Origin of the sequence: Lentzea sp. DG1S-22 (assembly GCF_036321065.1) — a bacterium.
Classification (GTDB): Bacteria; Actinomycetota; Actinomycetes; order Mycobacteriales; family Pseudonocardiaceae; genus Lentzea; species Lentzea jiangxiensis.
The window spans coordinates 5,155,079-5,172,006 of record NZ_CP143276.1; the positions used below are offsets into that span (position 1 = coordinate 5,155,079).

Genomic DNA, 16,928 nt, shown 5'->3' on the forward strand with positions numbered 1-16,928 from the left:
GCACCCATGAACGCAGTAGACCTCGCCCGGCTCCAGTTCGCGCTGACGACGTCGTTCCACTTCCTGTTCGTGTTGCTCACGCTGGGTCTGGTCACGCTGCTCGTGGTCATGCAGACGAGGTTCACGATCACCGGTGCGCCCGTGCACGAGCGGATGACGCGGTTCTGGGGCCGGATCTACGTGATCAACTACGCGCTCGGGATCGTCACCGGGATCGTGATGGAGTTCCAGTTCGGCCTGAACTGGTCGGGCCTCGCGACCTACGCCGGCGACGTGTTCGGGGTGCCGCTCGCGCTGGAGACGCTGATCGCGTTCTTCCTGGAGTCGACGTTCCTCGGGCTGTGGATCTTCGGCTGGGGCAAGCTCCACCGCTGGGTGCACCTGGCGCTGCTCTACCTGACGGCGCTGACGGCGTTCGCCTCGGCGTTCTGGATCATGGCGGCGAACGGGTTCCTCCAGCACCCCGTCGGCTACCGGGTCGACGGGAACGTGCTGCGGCTGGACGACTTCGGCGCCCTGCTGACCAACCCCGCGTTCACCTCCGCCCTGGTGCACGTCGTCTTCGCGGCGATCACCGCCGGCGGCGTGTTCCTGACCGGCGTCTCGGCGTACCACTTCATCAAGCGGACGCCCGAGGCCGACTTCTTCCGGCGCTCGCTGCGGATGGGCGTGGTCACCACGGCCCTGGCCACGCCGGTGCTGATCGGTGCCGGCTTCGCCCAGTTCCCGGTGATCGAGCGCTACCAGCCCGGCAAGGGCGACGCGGCGCAGTGGATCGGGGCGCCGCTCGGGTTCATGATCCTGATCGGGATGGGGCTGGCGCTGATCAGCTGGCTCACGCTGCCGCTGCTGATCAGGGACGCGGTGATCAGGATGCGCTTTCCCCTGTACCTCATGGTGATCGGCATCCCGTTCCCGTTCGCGGCGGCCGTCTTCGGGTGGATGTTCCGGGAGATCGGCCGTCAACCCTGGTTGATCTACGGCCTGTTGCGCACCGAGGACGCGGTGTCGCATGTGGACGCTTCGCAGATCCTGTTGTCTCTCATCGTGTTCACGTCCCTGTTCGCACTGCTGGCCGGTGTGGACTGGGCGTTGATCGCACGTGCGGTCCGCCGTGGTCCGGACGTGGCGCCGGCTCCCGTCTCGCCGCTGGTGGTGACGCTCTGATGGAAGCTCTCTGGTTGACGGTGCTCGGCGTCCTCACGGCCGGGTACTTCGCGCTGGCCGGTTTCGACTACGGCACAGGCCTTCTCCTGCCGTTCCGCCGGCGCGAGGCCGCCCTGCGCCGGATGAACCCGTTCCTCCTGGGCAACGAGGTGTGGCTGGTCGCGGCGGTCGGGGTGCTGTTCGCGGCCTTCCCCCGCCTGGAGGGAGAGCTGCTCTCCGGCGCGCACAGCACCTTCACGCTGGTCCTGGCCGGACTGGTGCTGTTCATGGCAGCCGTGCAGCTGCGGTTGTGGTGGTGGCTGGTGTTCACCGGTGCGCTCATGGTGTCCGTGGGCTGGGGGTTGTTCCTGGCCCACCTGCTGGAGGCGCCCTGGCCCGTCGCGCTCGTGGTGCCGGTGCTGTTCGCTCTGCACGGCTGGGTGTTCCAGGCCCGGCTGTGGAAGGTGTTCCCGGTGACCGCGTCGCTGTGCGCGGCACCGATCCCGCTCGCGTTCGGCTCGGTCGACGTCACCGGGCTCATGGCGCACCCCGACACGCTCGGCCTGCTCGCGTGGGTCGCGATCCCGGTCATCCCGCTGGTGGTGGTGTTGCAGTGGTCGATCGTCGCCCTCTCCTCGCGCTGATCCCGATCCCGTTCCTGGTGCTCGCGCAGGCAGAGCTCCTGGCGTCCGTGCTGAGCGGTGGCACCGGTTTTCTCCTGCTGTGCCTCGTGATCGGCCTGCGGGTGCTGGTGTGGTGGGGGCACCGCGAGTGGGCGCACCGGGCCGCCGAACGCACTCGCGCCCGCCTGCGGGAGGCGTTCCTGCGCTCGCCGGGGACCAGGGCCGGCGAGGTCGCCACGCTGGTGACGCGCGGCGTGCACGACGTGACGCCGTACGTCGTCGGGTACCTGCCGATGCGCGTCCTGGCCGTCGCCGTGCCGCTCGCCGTGGTGGTCCGGCTGGCGTTCGCCGACCTCACGGCGGCGCTGACGATCCTCGCGACGCTGCCGTTGATCCCGGTCTTCGGCGCGCTGGTCGGCGCCCACACCCGTGAGCGGACCGCTCGCCAGTGGGAGGCGCTGGCCACCCTCGGCGGCCACTTCCTCGACGTGGTCAGGGGAATCGGCACGCTGCGGGCGTTCGGGCGGGCCGGGGCGCAGTCCGAGGTGGTCCGCGAGCTCGCCGCACGGCACCGGGCGGAGACCATGTCGGCGCTGCGGGTCGCCTTCCTGTCGGCGTTCGTGCTGGAGCTCGTGGCCACGATGTCGGTGGCGCTCGTCGCGGTGCCGGTGGGGCTCAGGCTGCTCGGCGGCGGAGTGCCGCTGCACACCGCGTTGCTCGTGCTCCTCCTCGCCCCGGAGGCGTTCCTGCCGTTGCGCGCGGCCGGTGCCCAGTACCACGCGAGCGCCCAGGGCCGGGAGGTGCTCGCGAAGGTGTCGGCACCCGTCGAGTCCCGCGGCCAGGCGCCGCCGGACCTCGGGAGCTCGGAGATCGTGTTCGACGACGTGAGCGTCCGCAGTCTGAGGAACTTCTCGCTGCGCATCCGGCCCGGCGAGCGGATCGCGCTGGTAGGACCGAGCGGTGCGGGCAAGAGCACGGTTCTCGGGCTGCTGCTGGGTTTCGTGCGCCCCGACAGCGGCCGCGTGCTCGTCGGCGGCGTCGACCTGCGGGAGATCGACCAGCGGAGGTGGCTGGAGGCGCTGTCGTGGGTACCGCAACGCCCCACGCTCGTCCCGGCGGCGCTCTCGTCCGGTGAGCAGCAGCGGGTCGCCCTGACCAAAGCCCTGGACCGCGGGGAGGCCGGGTTGTTCCTGCTCGACGAACCGACCGCGCACCTCGACGCGGCCACGGAGTCCCTCGTGCTCGAAGCGGCACGCGGCTTCACCCGAGGACGGACGGCCGTGATCGTCGCGCACCGGCCGGCGCTGCTGCGGGAGGTCGACAGGGTGGTGCGGGTGTGAAGATCGCGATCCTCGTCGGCGTCCTCGCCGAACTGGCCGGCGTCGGCCTCACCGCCACGGCGACGTGGCTCGTGATGCGCGCCGCCGAGCACCCGCCGATGGCCGCGCTGACCGTGGCGGTCGTCGCCGTCCGCACGCTCGCGCTCGCCAAGGGCGCGCTGCGCTACCTCGAACGCCTGACCAGCCACGGGGCGGTGCTCGGCGAGGCCGTGGAGCTGCGCGGCAAGGTCTACGACGACCTCGTGCACCGCGGGCACATCCCGTCCGGCACGGCGCTGACCCGCATCGTCACCAACGTCGACCAGCACCTCGACACGAAGCTCCGCACCACCCTGCCGTGGATCACCGCGGCCGTGGTGAGCGCCGTGGTCGCCGTCGCCTCGGGCTTCTCGCTGCCGCTGGTCGCCGGGCTGGCGGTCAACCTCGCACTCCTCCCGTGGCTCGCCGTCCGCAGACCGCGGGACCTCACCCCGTTGCGCGCCAGGCTGACCGAACAGACCACGGAACTGGTGCACAGCAGGGAAGAACTCATCGCCTACGGCCTTTTCGACGACAAGCTCCGCGCGGCCACCGAGACCGCAAAGGCGTTGTCCCGCGGCGAACGCACGCGCGACCTGACGCCGTTGGCGGTCGCCGTCCAGTTCGCCGCCGCGCTGCTGATGCTCCACCAGCACGAGCCCGCCTGGCTGGTCATGGCCGCCGTCGCGACGTTCGAGATCACCGTCCCGCTGGCGGCGATGTCCAGGCCGGTCCCGGAACCGGCGGACGAACCCGAGCCGGTCCACGTGCCCGAAACCCCGGTCCCCACCGGCAGGACGGCGATCGTCGGCCCGAGCGGTTCCGGGAAGACCACGCTGCTCAACGCCCTCGCGCGCCGGCTCGAACCGAGCAAGGGCGCGCTGGCCGACGCGCACGTCTTCCACACCACGGTCCGCACGAACGTCCTGCTCGCCAAACCCGGTGCCACGCAGGAGGAGCTCGACAGGGCCGCGGCGATCACCGAGCTCGACCTCGACTGGGACCGGGTCGTCGGCGAGCGCGGTGAGGAGATCTCCGGCGGCCAGCGCCAGCGGCTCGTGCTGACGAGGTCGGTGCTGGCGCACCCCGAGGTCCTGCTCCTCGACGAACCCACCGAGGGACTGGACCCGCAGCAGGCCGACCGCGTGCTGGGCGGGGTGCTGGACCACTGCCGCGGCACGGCCCTGGTCGTGACGCACCGGGAGGAGCAGCTAGCCCTTTTCGACCACGTGCACCATCGGCGGCCGGTCGGCCACGAGCACGTCGGCGGAGTCGGGTAGCCACTCGCCGCCGACCTGCACGAACTGCGTGAGCGGCCCGGAGCCGGCTTCGACCCCGCACCGGGCCAGCGCCGTTCCCATGATCTGCGCCGACATCGCGCCGAGCTGCAGCAGCGACCGGTTGCGGTGCTTGCGCACGCCGAGGTTCACCTGGGCCAGCGCGGAGAGCCCGTGCAGCCGGTGGACGTCGAGCAGGAGCCCGATCTCCACGCCGTACCCGGCCGCGAACGGGACGGACTCGAGGAAGGACCTGGTGGCCGCGTACTCACCGCCGAGCGGTTGCACCACACCGGAGAGCTCGGGCCTCAGCGCGTTCAGCAACGGCCGCGCGACCAGTTCGGTGACCCGCCCGCCGCCGCTGCTCTCCAGCCGCAGGGGGCGCCGGTAGAACCCCTTCACGAGGTGCACGCCGGAGTCGAGCAGCAGCGGCCCGAGCAACGCCGTGACGAACGCCGTCTCCGGGTCCACCAGGTCGGAGTCGAGGAAGACGACCAGGTCCCCGGACGTCGCCGCCAGCGACCGCCACAGGACCTCGCCCTTGCCCGGCAACGGCGGGAGCCACGGCACGACGTCCTCGCGCAGCACGACCCGCGCCCCGGCGGCGGCGGCCACCTCCACGGTCCGGTCGGTCGAACCGGAGTCCACCACGACGAGCTCGTCGACGAGGGTGCCGAGCAACGGCCGGACCACGGCGACGACGTCGCCGACGGTCTCCTCCTCGTTCAGCGCGGGCAGCACCACGGACACGGTCCGGCCGCGCTTGAGCGCCACGAGCTCGTCGGCCGACCAGGACGGCTGCTGCCAGGTGTGCGAGGCGAACCACGCTTCGGCGGAGGGCAGCATCAGGCGAGCGCCCGCATCGCCCGCGCCGGCGGCTTGGTCCCCGCCACGCTCGCCACCATCTCCACGACCTTCCTCGCCTGCCGCACGTCGGTCGCGGCGATGGCGCGTGCTCCGGACATCGCGGCCACTGTGGCAGCCGCCAGCGTCCAGTCCTCGTCCCCCTCCGGGATCGTCACCACGTCCAACGCCCGCCCGAGCGGTGGCAGTTCCAGCTCACCGTCGAACTCGACGACGTCGGCGCCGTCCGCGACGGCCTGGGCGAGGGCGTCCGCGCTGGTCAGGTGCGCTACGACCAGCACGCGGTCCTCGGGCAGCTCGGTGACGCGGAATCGGTTCACACCACTTAGCGTAAACAGTGAGCTGACTCACACGAGCTTGCTACCCATGAGTAGCAACCTGCTTGACTCCCGAGCAACAACCCTGTGTGATCTACGTCATGGTCAAGGAGGACCAGCGTGCGACGATCACTTGTTCTGATCTCGGTACTCCTCACCACCCTGCTCGGTGCTCCCGCCGCGCTCGCGGTCGTCCCCGGACACCAGATCACCTACAAGTCCATCCCCGGCGTCGGCGGCACCGCCCTGAAAGCCCTCGTCGTCGAGCCCACCGGCCGGGGCGGCGGACCGTTCCCGCTGCTCGTCATGCCGTCCAGCTGGGCGGTTCCCGACATCGAGTACGTCGGCGCGGCGGCGAAGCTCGCCAAGGAGTCCGGCTACGTCGTCGTGAGCTACACCAGCCGCGGCTTCTGGGACTCCGGCGGTCGGATCGACGTCGCCGGCCCCGAGACCGTCGGTGACGTCAGCGCGGTCATCGACTGGGCGGTCGCGAACGCCAAGGCCGACGCCTCCCAGGTCGGCGCGGCCGGGATCTCCTACGGCGCGGGGCAGTCCCTGCTGGCCGCGGCGAACGACAAGCGCATCAAGGCCGCCGCCGCGCTCAGCACGTGGACCGACCTGGCCCGCTCGCTCTACCCGAACAGCACCGTGAACAAGCAGGCCGTCGAGGTCCTGCTGGCGGCGGGCAAGGCCACCGGACGGCCGGGCCCGGTCCTCGCCGAGGCCGAGGACGCCTACCGCGACGGCCGGTTCCACGAGGTCGTGCCGATCTCCGCGGACCGTTCCGCCGCCACCGCCTCGAAGATCGACCGGATCAACGCCAACGGCACCGCGGTCCTGCTCGGCAACGCCTGGAACGACGGCATGTTCGCGCCGGGCCAGATCGCGGACTTCTACGGCAGGCTGACCGGCCCGAAGCGGCTCATGCTGTCGCCGGGCGACCACGCCACCGCCGAGCTGTTCGGCGCGGCCGGGTTGCCCAACGAGATCTGGGAGTCGGTCGGCCGCTGGTTCGACCGCTACGTCAAGGGCACGGCCAACGGCATCGACGCCGAGCAGCCCGTCCGCCTCAAGCCCGGCAACGGCGGCGCGTGGCGGACGTTCGACAGCTGGCCGAACGCCAACGCCGACACGGTGCAGCTCGACGGCAGGACGATCCACGCCGGCTGGGGCACCGTGGCCGACAGCGGCACGATCCTGCTCTCCGGTGCGCTGCAAGGGTTCCTGAACATCCCGACCGGGGTGTCGCTGCCGTTCGTCGACCGCACCGTCGCCGGCGTGTGGAGCGGACCGCAGTACCGGAACGGCGCGACGCTCGCCGGAACGCCGAAGCTCAAGCTGACCGTGACGCCGAGCGCGGAGACGACGACGTTGTTCGCGTACCTGTACGAGGTCGGTCCGCTCGGCCTCGGCGCGCTGATCACGCACAAGCCGGTGAAGGTGACCGGCGCGGGCCTCACCCGGACGCTCGACGTGGAGCTGGAGCCGACGGTGTGGAACGTCGGCGCGGGCAACCGGATCGCACTGGTGATCGACACGGTCGACCCGCGTTACCTGACGGAGTCGACGCGTGGCTCAACCGTCACCTTCGGACCGTCGAGCCTCACGGTGCCGAAGGCGTAAGAATGTCGGGGTGGACCTCACCCGGCAACAGGTGCTCTTCCACCGGATCCACCAGCACGAGCTGGACCGGCGGACCTCCGGCGCGGCCGAGCTGGCGGTGTTCTCCCTGGGAGTCCAGGACAACACCTCCGGCTCGGCCCTGCTGAGCCTCGCCGCCCGGCTGGACAAGCCCTCGGTCGAGGACTTCACGCTGACCTGGTCCGTGCGGGGCGCGCCCCACCTGCACCGGGCAGGCGAGCTGAAAGCGTTCGCCCGGGCCCTCTGGCCGTGGAGCGACGCCGACGCCCGCGCCCGCGCGGCCCGCCCGAAGGTCGACGACCTGCTGGACGCGCTGCGGCACATCGCCACCGCGATGCGGTCGATCGTCACCAAGCCGATGACCAAGGGCGACGTGAGCGCGGCCCTGACCCCGTTGGCCCCCAGGCAGACGATCGAGGCCTGCCGGGGCTGCGGCACCGAGCACGTCAGCGACCCGATCTTCCGCCTGGGCGCGCTCCCCGCGGGCCTGAGGATCCTCCCCGAAGAGAAGACCGTGACGTTCGAGCGCATCCACGGCTGGCCGGGCGTGCCCCGCAGGACCGCGGGCTTCGACGAGCTGATCCACCGCTACCTCACCCTGCACGGCCCGGCCGGACCGTCCGAAGTGGCCGGTTACTTCGGCACGACCACCCGCGAGGTGAAGAAGCGCTGGCCGGGGGAAGGCCTCGTCGAGGTGACCGTGGAGGGCCACCCGGCGTGGCTGCCGGAGGGCCTGGAGATCGCCGACGCCGACCCACCACCCGTCCGCCTGCTGCCCCCGACCGACCCGTACCTGCAGGCACGCGACCGGGACCTGCTGCTCCCGGACAAGGCGGCGCAGAAGGACGTCTTCCGCGTCCTCGGCCGCCGGGGCGCGATCCTCGTGGACGGCGAGATAGCGGGCTCCTGGCAGGGCAGGGTCGTCTCCGGCAAGCGCTTCGAGGTGACCGCCACCCCGTACCGCCCGCTGCCGGACCTCCTACCGGAGACCGAACTCCTCGCCCGCGCCAAGGGTCTGGACGACGCAAGCGTCAAGGGCAACTGACACGTCGTCCGTGACGACCAGCGACTTCAGCGCGGCGTGCGAGACGAACCCCTTGTCCCGCAACCCGGTCAGCCACTCGACGAGCCCCTTGTAGTGGTTGTCGACGTCGAGCAGCACCACGGGCTTGTCGTGCATGCCGAGCACCCCGGCCGTCCACACCTCGAAGAACTCCTCGGCGGTCCCGATGCCACCCGGCAACGTCAGGAACGCGTCCGCCTTGTCGTCCATCATCTTCTTGCGCTCGCGCATCGTCTCGACGACGTGCAGCTCCGTCGACTCGCGGTCGGCGATCTCCCGGGTCGCGAGCCCCCGGGGAATCACGCCGTAGGTGTGCGCGCCACCGGCACGCGCCTCCCGCGCCACGGCACCCATCATCGACGTCTGCCCACCACCCCACACGAGGTGCCAGCCCCGCGCGGCGATCTGCCGCCCGACCTCGGCGGCGAGGTCGACGTAGCTCTGGGGAACGGTGGCGAGGCTTCCGCAATACACAGCGACGTACATCGGTCCGAGGTACCACTTTCACTACTCGAAGGAATGCGACCGGCGCCCCACTGTCGCACGACGTCCGGCCGCCGCGGGATCGGCGCCGACGCAGGCGATCGAGGCTTTGGCTCAAAAGGCGGGATGCTTCCCCCACCGGCCTTTTCCGGCCGTCCCGGCATCCCGCCACAAGTTCGAGGTCAAGCCCCGGTCGCCACCCTGACGCTTCGTCCCGACCCGTGCCGGAATCAGTGCGCGTCAGCCCAAGCCCGATGCGCTTCCTTGACCACCCGGACCGCGTCCTCGATGTCGTCGGTCAGGTGCAGCAGGGCGAGGTCCTTCTCCCCCACCTTGCCCCCTTCCAGCACCGAGCTCTTGATCCAGTCGTAGAGCCCCTGCCAGTAGTGCGTTCCGAACAGCACCACCGGGAACTTGGTGACCTTCTTCGTCTGCACCAGCGTCAGAGCCTCGAACAGCTCGTCGAGCGTCCCGAACCCACCGGGCAAGCAGATGAAGGCCTGCGAGTACTTGATGAACATCGTCTTGCGGACGAAGAAGTACCGGAAGTTCACGCCGAGGTCGACCCAGGGGTTCAGCCCCTGCTCGAACGGCAGCTCGATCCCGAGGCCGACCGAGAACCCGCCGGCCTCCGAACACCCGCGGTTGACGGCCTCCATCACACCGGGCCCGCCACCGGTGATGGTGGCGAAGCCGGCCTGGGCCAGCGCCGCACCGAGGTCGCGCCCGATCTGGTACTCCGGGTGGTCGCGCCCGGTCCGGGCCGACCCGAACACCGTCACCGCGCTCGGCACCTCGGCGAGCGCGCCGAAGCCCTCGACGAACTCGGCCTGGATCCTCAGCACGCGCCACGGGTCGGTGTGCACCCAGTCCGTCGGGCCGCGCGAGTCCAGCAGGCGCTGGTCGGTCGTGGTGAGCTCGTCCCTGCGTTCACGGCGCAGCACGACCGGGCCGCGCTGCTTCTCCCTCGGGTGCTCGTCCACGGCACCGTTCTTCTCTTCCGTCATCACCGAGATGCTAGTGATCAGTCCAGCAGAAATCGCTTAAGCACGTCGAAACACCCGGTGATCTGATGGACCGGCACGTTCTCCTCCCGCGTGTGCGCGAGCGTCGGGTCGCCCGGTCCGAAGTTGACCGCGGGCATGCCGAGCGCCGCGAACCGCGCCACGTCCGTCCAGCCGAGCTTGGCCACCGGGGTGCCCCCTGCGGCCGTGACGAGCTCCTGCGCCGCCGGGGCGCCGAGGCCCGGCAGGGCGCCGGCGGCGAAGTCGGTGACGGTGACGTCGAAGCCCTCGAAGACCTCGCGGAGGTGCTGTTCCGCCTGCTCGACCGTGCGGTCGGGGGCGAAGCGGTGGTTGACCGTGAGCACCGCGGCATCCGGCACGACGTTGCCCGCGACGCCGCCGCTGATCTTCACGGCCTGCAGGCCCTCGTGGTACTGGCAGCCGTCGATCTCGGGCCGGCGCGGCACGTACCGCTCGAGCCTGCGCAGCGCCTCGCCCATGCCGTGGATGGCGTTGCGGCCCATCCACGCCCTGGCGGTGTGGGCGCGCTTCCCCGACGTCCTGACCTCGATGCGCATCGTGCCCTGGCAGCCCGCCTCGACCGTGCCGTTCGACGGTTCGCACACGATCGCCAGGTCGCCCAGCAGCCATTGCGTCAGGTCGCGCTCGATGCGCGTCAGGCCGTTGCGCTCGGCCTCGATCTCCTCGCAGTCGTAGAAGACGAACGTGAGGTCGTGGCGCGCATCAGCGCTGAGGGCCGCGATCGCGAGCATGACCGCGTCGCCGCCCTTCATGTCGACGGTGCCGCAGCCGTGCAGCACGTCGCCCTCGCGGCGGCTCGGGAAGTTGTCGTTGATCGGCACGGTGTCCAGGTGCCCGGCGAGGACGACGCGGCGCTCCCTGCCCGCGTTCGTGCGGGCCAGTACCGCGTTCCCCGATCGAGTGATCTCCAGGTGGGGCGCGTGGAGTGCCAGCGACCGCTCCACGAGGTCCGCGATCTCCGCCTCCTCCCCGGACACGCTGCGCACATCCACGAGCGCGGTCGTCAGGTCGATCGGGTCGGCGAGGAGGTCAAGGGTGTCGGACACGGCGTTCACCCTACTCAGCCCGCTTGGGCGCTGGGCCGTTCAGCCGATACCGTGCGGAGCGTGGTCGAACGCACACTCCTGGTCATCGCGCTGCTGCTCACGGCCACCGGGTGCGGCGAACCCCCGGCGACGTGCGCCCGGCAGTGCGGCGAGATCCACGACCTGTTCACGGCACCGTGCGGCTCCCAGCACAGCAGCACGCCCGCCGAGTGCGCCGCGTGGGTCGGCTCCGTCAGCTCGATGACTCGCAGGCTGGACAGCTCGTTGCGGGGCAAGCGCGTGCAGCCGGCCGTGGCCGAGGTCCTGCCGCGCCTGATGACGACGGTGGGCGAGTTCGAGGCGCACCGCTGCGGCGAGGTGCGCGTCGACAACGTCTCGAGCACCGACACGCGCCAGTCGAAGTGCAACGAGGCCTTGATCGCCACCCGCGGCGACCTGGGCTCGCTCTACTTCAGCGCCGGGGTTCCCGACTGACCGGTGCCGCCTCCGGCTCGTCCGGCACCTCGCCGCGGCCGGCGGGAGTGGTCGGCGGACTAAGCTCGGTACCCGTGAGCACCGCATACGGCATCGGCTTGGCCACTGTGACCCCGGACGGCACCGTCCTCGACACCTGGTACCCGTCCCCCGCCCTCGGCGAGGCGCCGGAGCTCGACACCGTCCGCGTGTCGTCCGCCGAGATCGCGGAGGCCCTCGGCGAGTCCGCCGCCAAGCTCCTCGGCGAGGACCCCGAGCGCGGCGTCGAGGTCGTCGGCGTCCGGGTCGCGATCGACCTGGAGGCCGCCCCGCGCGACACCTACGACGTCTGGCTGCGCCTGCACCTGCTCAGCCACCGCCTGGTGAAGCCGCACGGCGCGAACCTCGACGGCCTCTTCGGCCTGCTCACCAACGTCGTGTGGACGAACCACGGCCCGTGCGCGGTCGAGGGCTTCGAGCAGACCCGCACCCGCCTGCGCGTCCGCGGCCCGGTGACGGTCTACAGCGTCGACAAGTTCCCGCGCATGGTCGACTACGTCGTCCCGTCCGGCGTGCGGATCGGCGACGCGGACCGGGTCCGCCTCGGCGCGCACCTCGCGTCCGGCACCACGGTCATGCACGAGGGCTTCGTCAACTTCAACGCGGGCACGCTCGGCGGCTCGATGGTCGAGGGCCGCATCTCCGGCGGTGTCGTGGTCGGCGACGGCTCGGACGTCGGCGGCGGCGCGTCGATCATGGGCACGCTGTCGGGCGGCGGCAAGCAGGTCATCAGCCTCGGCGAGCGCTGCCTGCTCGGCGCCAACGCCGGTCTGGGCATCTCGCTCGGCGACGACTGCGTGGTCGAGGCGGGCCTCTACATCACCGCCGGCACGAAGGTCACGCTCCCGGACGGCGAGGTCGTCAAGGCCCTGTCCCTGAGCGGGCAGTCGAACCTGCTGTTCATCCGGGACTCCGTCACCGGCACCGTGCTGGTGAAGCCGCGCAAGGGCACCGGCGTCGAGCTCAACGCGGCGCTGCACGCGAACGACTGAGCTTCAGGGGAAACTCGGTGTCTGGGGCCCGGTCTGCGCAGGCAGACTGGGCCGCAGCCGCTTCCAGGGCCGTCCCAGGGAGGTGCACGTGCTGAAACAGCGACTCGAGTTGAACGCTCGCGCCGCCATCGAGCGTGCCCTGCAGGGGGCGCAGTCCGAGGACTCCTTCGTGGAGTTCAAGACGCAGTGGCCGGTCGACCACGGCAAGGCCGCACGGCAGATCGCCGCGCTGTGCAACGCCGCCCGCGGGTCCGAGGCCATGTGGATCGTCGGCGTCGACGAGAAGGGCCGCTACGTCAAGGGAGCGCCCGCCGAGGAGCTGTCGAGCTGGTGGCCCAGGGTGGAGAGCCACTTCGACGGCGTCGCACCGGGCCTCACCACGGTCGCGTTCGACTGGGCCAGGAACCGCACGGTCGTCGTCCTCAGCCTGCAGACCGACAACGCGCCGTACGTCTTCGTCACGAAGAAGGAGCCGTACAGCAGGGAGATCCCGTGGCGCTCGGGCGAGCGCACGCGGTCGGCGCGGCGTGGTGAGGTGCTGGAACTGCTGGTGCCCAAGCTGGACATGCCCGGCTGGGAGTTCGTCAGCGCCCGTGCCACGCTCAGCCAGCACTCGCCGACGCTGCGGTTCGAGGGCGACCTCTACCTGGAGACGAACCAGCCGTTGTCGCTGCCGCACCACAGATGCCACTCGTACGCGACGTACGGGCTCGACAGCGAGACGGTCGACCTGGCGTTCAGCTTCCGCACGAACACACGGGACGTGCGCGCTGTCGAGAGAGTCGTGCGCGTCGCCGAGCCGGCCGTGCTCCACGTCAGCGCGGACGCCGACGTGGAACTGGACGCGTTCCAGGACCTGTGGGACCTGCACTGGCACCTCGTGCTCGGCTTGGGCCTGAGCGGCGAGGAGATCAGCACCAGCGTCCGCCTCACGACGGACGCGGTGCCGCCGAACCAGTTCACCCGCAGGGTCTGGTCCGCTCTCAAGCCCTGAGGTTCAGGTGCCGAGGCGTTCCACGGCCGCCGCGACCCGTTCGTCGGTGGCCGTGAGGGCGATCCGCACGTGCTGGGCGCCCTCCGGACCGTAGAACGTGCCGGGAGCGGCCAGGATGCCGCGGTCGGCCAGCCAGGAGATGGTCTCCCAGGCGTCCTCACCGCGCGACGACCACAGGTAGAGCCCCGCCTCGGAGTGCGACACGGTGAACCCCGCCGCCTCCAGCGCGGGCTTGAGCACCTCGCGCCGGGCGCGGTAGCGCGCACGCTGCTCGGCGACGTGCTCGTCGTCCTCCAGCGCCGCCCGCATGGCCTCCTGGACCGGCCGCGGCACGATCATGCCCGCGTGCTTGCGCAGTTCCAGCAGGCCCGCCACCAGTTCCGGGTCACCGGTGATGAACCCGGCCCGGTAGCCCGCCAGCGACGACGACTTCGACAGCGAGTGCACGGCGAGCACGCCGTCGAAGGAGTCCACGACGGACGGGTGCAGCACCGACACCGGCTGCGCGTCGTCCCACGGCAGCGCCAGGTAGCACTCGTCCGAGGCCACCACGGCGCCGACGGCACGAGCGGCGGCGACGGCGTCCCGCAGCTGCCCCGCCGACAGCACCCGGCCGGTCGGGTTCGACGGCGAGTTCAGCCACACCAGCTTCGTGCCGGCGGGCGGTTGCTCCCCGTCGGCCAGGCGGACGACCTCCGCTCCGGCCAGCAGCGCGCCCACCTCGTAGGTCGGGTACGCCACGGACGGCACGGCGACGACGTCACCGGGGCCTACGCCGAGCAGGGTGGGCAGCCACGCCACGAGTTCCTTGGAGCCGATCGTGGGCAGCACCGCGGCCTCGGACAGTCCCGTGACCCCGTACCGGCGCCCCACCGCGGCGACGAAGGCCGCGCGCAGCTCGGGGGTGCCGTGGGTGGTCGGGTAGCCGGGGACGTCGGCGACCGACGACAGAGCCGCCTGGACCACCGCGGGAACCGGGTCGACGGGTGTGCCGACCGACAGGTCGACCACGCCACCGGGGTGCTTGCGCGCCTTGGCGGCGTGGCCTGCCAGCGAGTCCCACGGGAAGTCCGGCAGTGCCGGGCCCCTGCGATGGAGGATCAATGCCCCTCGGCAGCCTGCGGTGCGAGGGCCTTGACGAACTCCGGGTCGGCGCTGACCTTGCCGACCTTGGAGGCGCCACCGGGCGATCCGAGCTCGTTGAAGAAGTCGACGTTCGCCTTGGTGTAGTCCTTCCACTCGTCGGGGACGTCGTCCTCGTAGTAGATGGCTTCCACCGGGCACACCGGCTCGCACGCACCGCAGTCCACACACTCGTCGGGGTGGATGTAGAGCATCCGGTCGCCTTCGTAGATGCAGTCGACCGGGCACTCTTCGATGCACGCCTTGTCGAGCAGATCCACGCACGGCTGGGCGATCACATAAGTCACTGCGCTCTCCAACTTCATCTGGTCACACCGCGCAAGCCGGAGAGTACGCGGCACGTTCGAGTATCACCCGGTCAGGCTTGCCTTAGCTGCACGGTGTTCCACGTCACAACACCTGGTGGGACAGGATGGGCGGGTGCACACGGTCGATCATCTGGAACTGCTCTGCGCGCGAGCATGGCCCGCTGTGGCAGAAGTCCCGCTAGGAGATTGGTTGATGCGCGCGGCGAACGGGTTCACCGGACGCGCCAACAGCACTCTGACCTGCGGTGATCCCGGCATTCCCATTCCTGACGCGTTGGGGGTCGCCCAGGGGTTCGCACGGGAGCACGGCATCAAACCCACGGCTCACGTCGTCCGGGGTTCCGCGCACGAGCCCGCTGTCGAACGAGCCGGCTGGCGCGTCGACCTCGATCATCCGGGCGGCGCGGAGTCGCTGGTCATGACCGGTGCTCTCGAAAAGTTCGCCGACGGCGCGGCCGAGAGCCGTGATCTTCCCGGATGGTGGGAACTGACGGCCGGATCCGAGGTCTCCGCCGCCCAGCGGCACGTGCTCGGCACCGGCGACGCCGTCTGCTTCGCGAGCACCACCGAGAACGGCACCGTGGTCGCCGCCGTGCGGGGTGCGGTCGTCGACGACCTGCTCCACGTCGCACGGCTCGCCGTCCGGCCGTCACACCGCCGCCGGGGCCTCGCGCGGCGCCTGATGGGTGAGCTGGCGGGCTGGGGACTCGAGCGCGGCGCCACGACGTGCGTGCTCCAGGTCGCCGAGCACAACGAGCCGGCGATCAGGCTGTACGAGGAGCTCGGCTGCACCGAGCACCACCGCTACCGCTACTGGATCCCGGCGGTCTCGTAGAGGCCGGGCCTGTTGGCCGCGTTGCGCGCCATCACGGCGCCCACGGCCACCGCGCCCGGCATGGCGCCGCCCGCGATCAGCAGCAGCGTGCGCCAGTCGCCGAGCAGGAACTGGCCCTGGCCGCCGGGCTCGAGGAACCCGAGCCCGAAGATCGTGAAGAACCACACGAGAAGAGGCGCGGCGGCGGCCGCGACGCGCGTGGACAGGCCCGACGCCCACTGCACGAGCAGCGGGGTGGTGACGACGGCCACCACGATCGTGACCGGGAACGGCAGGTCGCCCAGCCGGGGCAGGACCAGGCCGTCGAGCCTGAGCGGGAGGAAGAACGTCTCCAGCACGGCGAGCACTGCTGCCTCGACGCACAGGAGCAGCAGGAACACGACTCGCCAGCTACCGGTCACCCAGTCCTCCGAACAGATCCGCCTCCGCGCCCGCGGCCGATCCCTTGGCGAGCACGTAGTACTCGGCCCCGACCAGCGGCTGCGCGATGTTGTTCGACAGCGCGTACCCGTCGTCCCACACGCTGACCTGCGTCGAGTGTGCACGCAAAGCGCGGCGCTTGGCCGTCAGGTGCTCGGACACGTCCACAACCGTTGTGATCTCTTCATCCGGCGTGACCGGCAGCTCGCCGGGCTCGGGCAGCCGGAACGCCTCGGGGACGTTCTCCAGGGCGGCCACACCGGCGTTCGTGGCGTCGCGGGACGTGACGGCGTAGAAGACCCGTTCGACCTCGGAGACCTGGGCACACGCGGCGACCGTGATCTCGTGCGCCCGGATGTGGTCCGGGTGGCCGTAGCCACCGAACGCGTCGTAGCTCACGACGACCTGGGGCTTGACCTCGCGCAGGATCTCGACCAGCTGCGCGGTCTGCTCCTCCAGCTCCCCCTGGATGAACGCGCGCGCCTTCGCGTTGGACGGCACGTCGACCATGCCGGAGTCGCGCCAGCGCCCGATGCCGCCGAGGAACCGGTGGTCCGTCACGCCGAGCGCGGCGCAGGCCGACCTCAGCTCACCCACGCGGTAGCCGCCCAGCTGGTCGGCGGCGTCGGCGGCCAGCTGCGCCAGCGCGGGCGGGATGATCTCGCCCTCTTCCCCCAGCGTGCAGGTGACCACTGTGACGTGCGCGCCGGCCGAGGCGTAGCGCGCGATGGTGCCGCCGGTCCAGAGACTCTCGTCATCGGGGTGGGCGTGCACGAAGAGCAACCGTGGTGGGGCAGTCAGCGTCACCGGAAAAGAGTAAAGCGGTGTTCATGGCCCCTGCTCCGCAGGGGCGGCGAGA

General features: G+C 71.0%; 19 protein-coding genes. 10 read left to right on the forward strand and 9 right to left on the reverse strand.

Going from position 1 to position 16,928, the window contains the following annotated elements:
• Positions 1 to 6 precede the first annotated feature (6 nt).
• Genes V1227_RS23755 through V1227_RS23770 form a run of 4 tightly spaced genes read left to right on the forward strand, consistent with a single transcriptional unit; the run spans position 7 to position 4,407 of the window.
• Entirely contained in the window at positions 7 to 1,167 is a 1,161-nt protein-coding gene (locus tag V1227_RS23755; protein ID WP_329787744.1) for a cytochrome ubiquinol oxidase subunit I, read from the forward strand.
• Entirely contained in the window at positions 1,167 to 1,790 is a 624-nt protein-coding gene (locus V1227_RS23760) for a cytochrome d ubiquinol oxidase subunit II (RefSeq protein ID WP_329787745.1), read from the forward strand. The genes V1227_RS23755 and V1227_RS23760 overlap by 1 nt, the downstream gene beginning before the upstream one ends.
• Complete coding sequence (locus V1227_RS23765) at positions 1,760 to 3,109, forward strand: ABC transporter ATP-binding protein/permease (protein ID WP_329787746.1); 1,350 nt, start codon at positions 1,760 to 1,762, stop codon at positions 3,107 to 3,109. The genes V1227_RS23760 and V1227_RS23765 overlap by 31 nt, the downstream gene beginning before the upstream one ends.
• Complete coding sequence (locus V1227_RS23770) at positions 3,106 to 4,407, forward strand: ATP-binding cassette domain-containing protein (RefSeq protein WP_329787747.1); 1,302 nt, start codon at positions 3,106 to 3,108, stop codon at positions 4,405 to 4,407. Before V1227_RS23765 ends, V1227_RS23770 begins: the two co-directional genes overlap by 4 nt.
• Here the strand turns inward: V1227_RS23770 and V1227_RS23775 are convergent.
• Together V1227_RS23775 and V1227_RS23780 are read right to left on the reverse strand one after the other, a co-directional pair.
• Entirely contained in the window at positions 4,339 to 5,250 is a 912-nt protein-coding gene (locus V1227_RS23775) for a glucosyl-3-phosphoglycerate synthase (RefSeq protein WP_329787748.1), read from the reverse strand. The genes V1227_RS23770 and V1227_RS23775 overlap by 69 nt on opposite strands.
• Positions 5,250 to 5,588, reverse strand: coding sequence for a hypothetical protein (locus V1227_RS23780; RefSeq protein ID WP_329787749.1), 339 nt, complete (start codon positions 5,586 to 5,588; stop codon positions 5,250 to 5,252). The genes V1227_RS23775 and V1227_RS23780 overlap by 1 nt, the downstream gene beginning before the upstream one ends.
• 117 nt (positions 5,589 to 5,705) lie before the next feature.
• Between V1227_RS23780 and V1227_RS23785 the strand changes: the two genes are divergently transcribed.
• Positions 5,706 to 7,208, forward strand: a complete 1,503-nt coding sequence (locus V1227_RS23785) for a CocE/NonD family hydrolase (RefSeq protein ID WP_329787750.1) — start codon at positions 5,706 to 5,708, stop codon at positions 7,206 to 7,208.
• Between the two features lie 10 nt (positions 7,209 to 7,218).
• Positions 7,219 to 8,271 carry a winged helix DNA-binding domain-containing protein gene (locus V1227_RS23790; protein ID WP_329787751.1) on the forward strand — a complete coding sequence of 351 codons (1,053 nt, stop codon included), beginning with the start codon at positions 7,219 to 7,221 and terminating at the stop codon, positions 8,269 to 8,271.
• Here the strand turns inward: V1227_RS23790 and V1227_RS23795 are convergent.
• The 3 genes from V1227_RS23795 to dapE form a co-directional block, all read right to left on the reverse strand.
• Positions 8,206 to 8,775, reverse strand: coding sequence for a TIGR00730 family Rossman fold protein (locus V1227_RS23795; protein ID WP_236220326.1), 570 nt, complete (start codon positions 8,773 to 8,775; stop codon positions 8,206 to 8,208). The genes V1227_RS23790 and V1227_RS23795 overlap by 66 nt on opposite strands.
• Before the next feature lie 227 nt (positions 8,776 to 9,002).
• Positions 9,003 to 9,779 (reverse strand): TIGR00730 family Rossman fold protein, encoded by a 777-nt coding sequence (locus V1227_RS23800; protein WP_329787752.1) that lies wholly within the window; start codon positions 9,777 to 9,779, stop codon positions 9,003 to 9,005.
• 17 nt (positions 9,780 to 9,796) lie between these two features.
• Complete coding sequence (gene dapE, locus V1227_RS23805; RefSeq protein ID WP_329787753.1) at positions 9,797 to 10,864, reverse strand: succinyl-diaminopimelate desuccinylase; 1,068 nt, start codon at positions 10,862 to 10,864, stop codon at positions 9,797 to 9,799.
• Positions 10,865 to 10,924: 60 nt separating this feature from the next.
• Between dapE and V1227_RS23810 the strand changes: the two genes are divergently transcribed.
• The 3 genes from V1227_RS23810 to V1227_RS23820 all read left to right on the forward strand — a co-directional run bounded on the left by V1227_RS23810 (position 10,925) and on the right by V1227_RS23820 (position 13,363).
• Positions 10,925 to 11,338 carry a hypothetical protein gene (locus V1227_RS23810; protein WP_329787754.1) on the forward strand — a complete coding sequence of 138 codons (414 nt, stop codon included), beginning with the start codon at positions 10,925 to 10,927 and terminating at the stop codon, positions 11,336 to 11,338.
• Positions 11,339 to 11,412: 74 nt separating this feature from the next.
• Positions 11,413 to 12,369, forward strand: coding sequence for a 2,3,4,5-tetrahydropyridine-2,6-dicarboxylate N-succinyltransferase (gene dapD / locus V1227_RS23815; protein WP_236220330.1), 957 nt, complete (start codon positions 11,413 to 11,415; stop codon positions 12,367 to 12,369).
• Positions 12,370 to 12,457: 88 nt separating this feature from the next.
• Positions 12,458 to 13,363, forward strand: coding sequence for a hypothetical protein (locus V1227_RS23820; protein WP_143022778.1), 906 nt, complete (start codon positions 12,458 to 12,460; stop codon positions 13,361 to 13,363).
• A gap of 3 nt (positions 13,364 to 13,366) precedes the next feature.
• On the opposite strand, the gene dapC is transcribed toward V1227_RS23820, so the two are convergent.
• Positions 13,367 to 14,467, reverse strand: coding sequence for a succinyldiaminopimelate transaminase (dapC, locus tag V1227_RS23825; protein WP_329787755.1), 1,101 nt, complete (start codon positions 14,465 to 14,467; stop codon positions 13,367 to 13,369).
• The gene (gene fdxA, locus V1227_RS23830; RefSeq protein WP_218130387.1) at positions 14,464 to 14,793 is read right to left on the reverse strand and encodes a ferredoxin; all 330 of its coding nucleotides are present in this window, start codon (positions 14,791 to 14,793) and stop codon (positions 14,464 to 14,466) included. Before fdxA ends, dapC begins: the two co-directional genes overlap by 4 nt.
• A gap of 184 nt (positions 14,794 to 14,977) precedes the next feature.
• Between fdxA and V1227_RS23835 the strand changes: the two genes are divergently transcribed.
• Positions 14,978 to 15,649 carry a GNAT family N-acetyltransferase gene (locus V1227_RS23835; RefSeq protein WP_442916354.1) on the forward strand — a complete coding sequence of 224 codons (672 nt, stop codon included), beginning with the start codon at positions 14,978 to 14,980 and terminating at the stop codon, positions 15,647 to 15,649.
• Here V1227_RS23835 and V1227_RS23840 read toward each other — a convergent pair.
• Positions 15,625 to 16,050, reverse strand: coding sequence for a hypothetical protein (locus tag V1227_RS23840; protein WP_329787757.1), 426 nt, complete (start codon positions 16,048 to 16,050; stop codon positions 15,625 to 15,627). The two genes, V1227_RS23835 and V1227_RS23840, sit on opposite strands and share 25 nt — an antisense overlap.
• Positions 16,040 to 16,876, reverse strand: a complete 837-nt coding sequence (gene mshB, locus V1227_RS23845; protein WP_329787758.1) for an N-acetyl-1-D-myo-inositol-2-amino-2-deoxy-alpha-D-glucopyranoside deacetylase — start codon at positions 16,874 to 16,876, stop codon at positions 16,040 to 16,042. The genes V1227_RS23840 and mshB overlap by 11 nt, the downstream gene beginning before the upstream one ends.
• Positions 16,877 to 16,928 lie beyond the last annotated feature (52 nt).

Excerpts from the sequence above, each read along its gene's own strand:
- V1227_RS23755 (WP_329787744.1), top strand. The coding sequence starts at position 7 with ATGAACGCAGTAGACCTCGCCCGGCTCCAGTTCGCGCTGACGACGTCG.
- V1227_RS23760 (WP_329787745.1), top strand. The coding sequence starts at position 1,167 with ATGGAAGCTCTCTGGTTGACGGTGCTCGGCGTCCTCACGGCCGGGTAC.
- V1227_RS23775 (WP_329787748.1), bottom strand. The coding sequence starts at position 5,250 with ATGCTGCCCTCCGCCGAAGCGTGGTTCGCCTCGCACACCTGGCAGCAG.
- V1227_RS23795 (WP_236220326.1), bottom strand. The coding sequence starts at position 8,775 with ATGTACGTCGCTGTGTATTGCGGAAGCCTCGCCACCGTTCCCCAGAGC.
- V1227_RS23800 (WP_329787752.1), bottom strand. The coding sequence starts at position 9,779 with ATGACGGAAGAGAAGAACGGTGCCGTGGACGAGCACCCGAGGGAGAAG.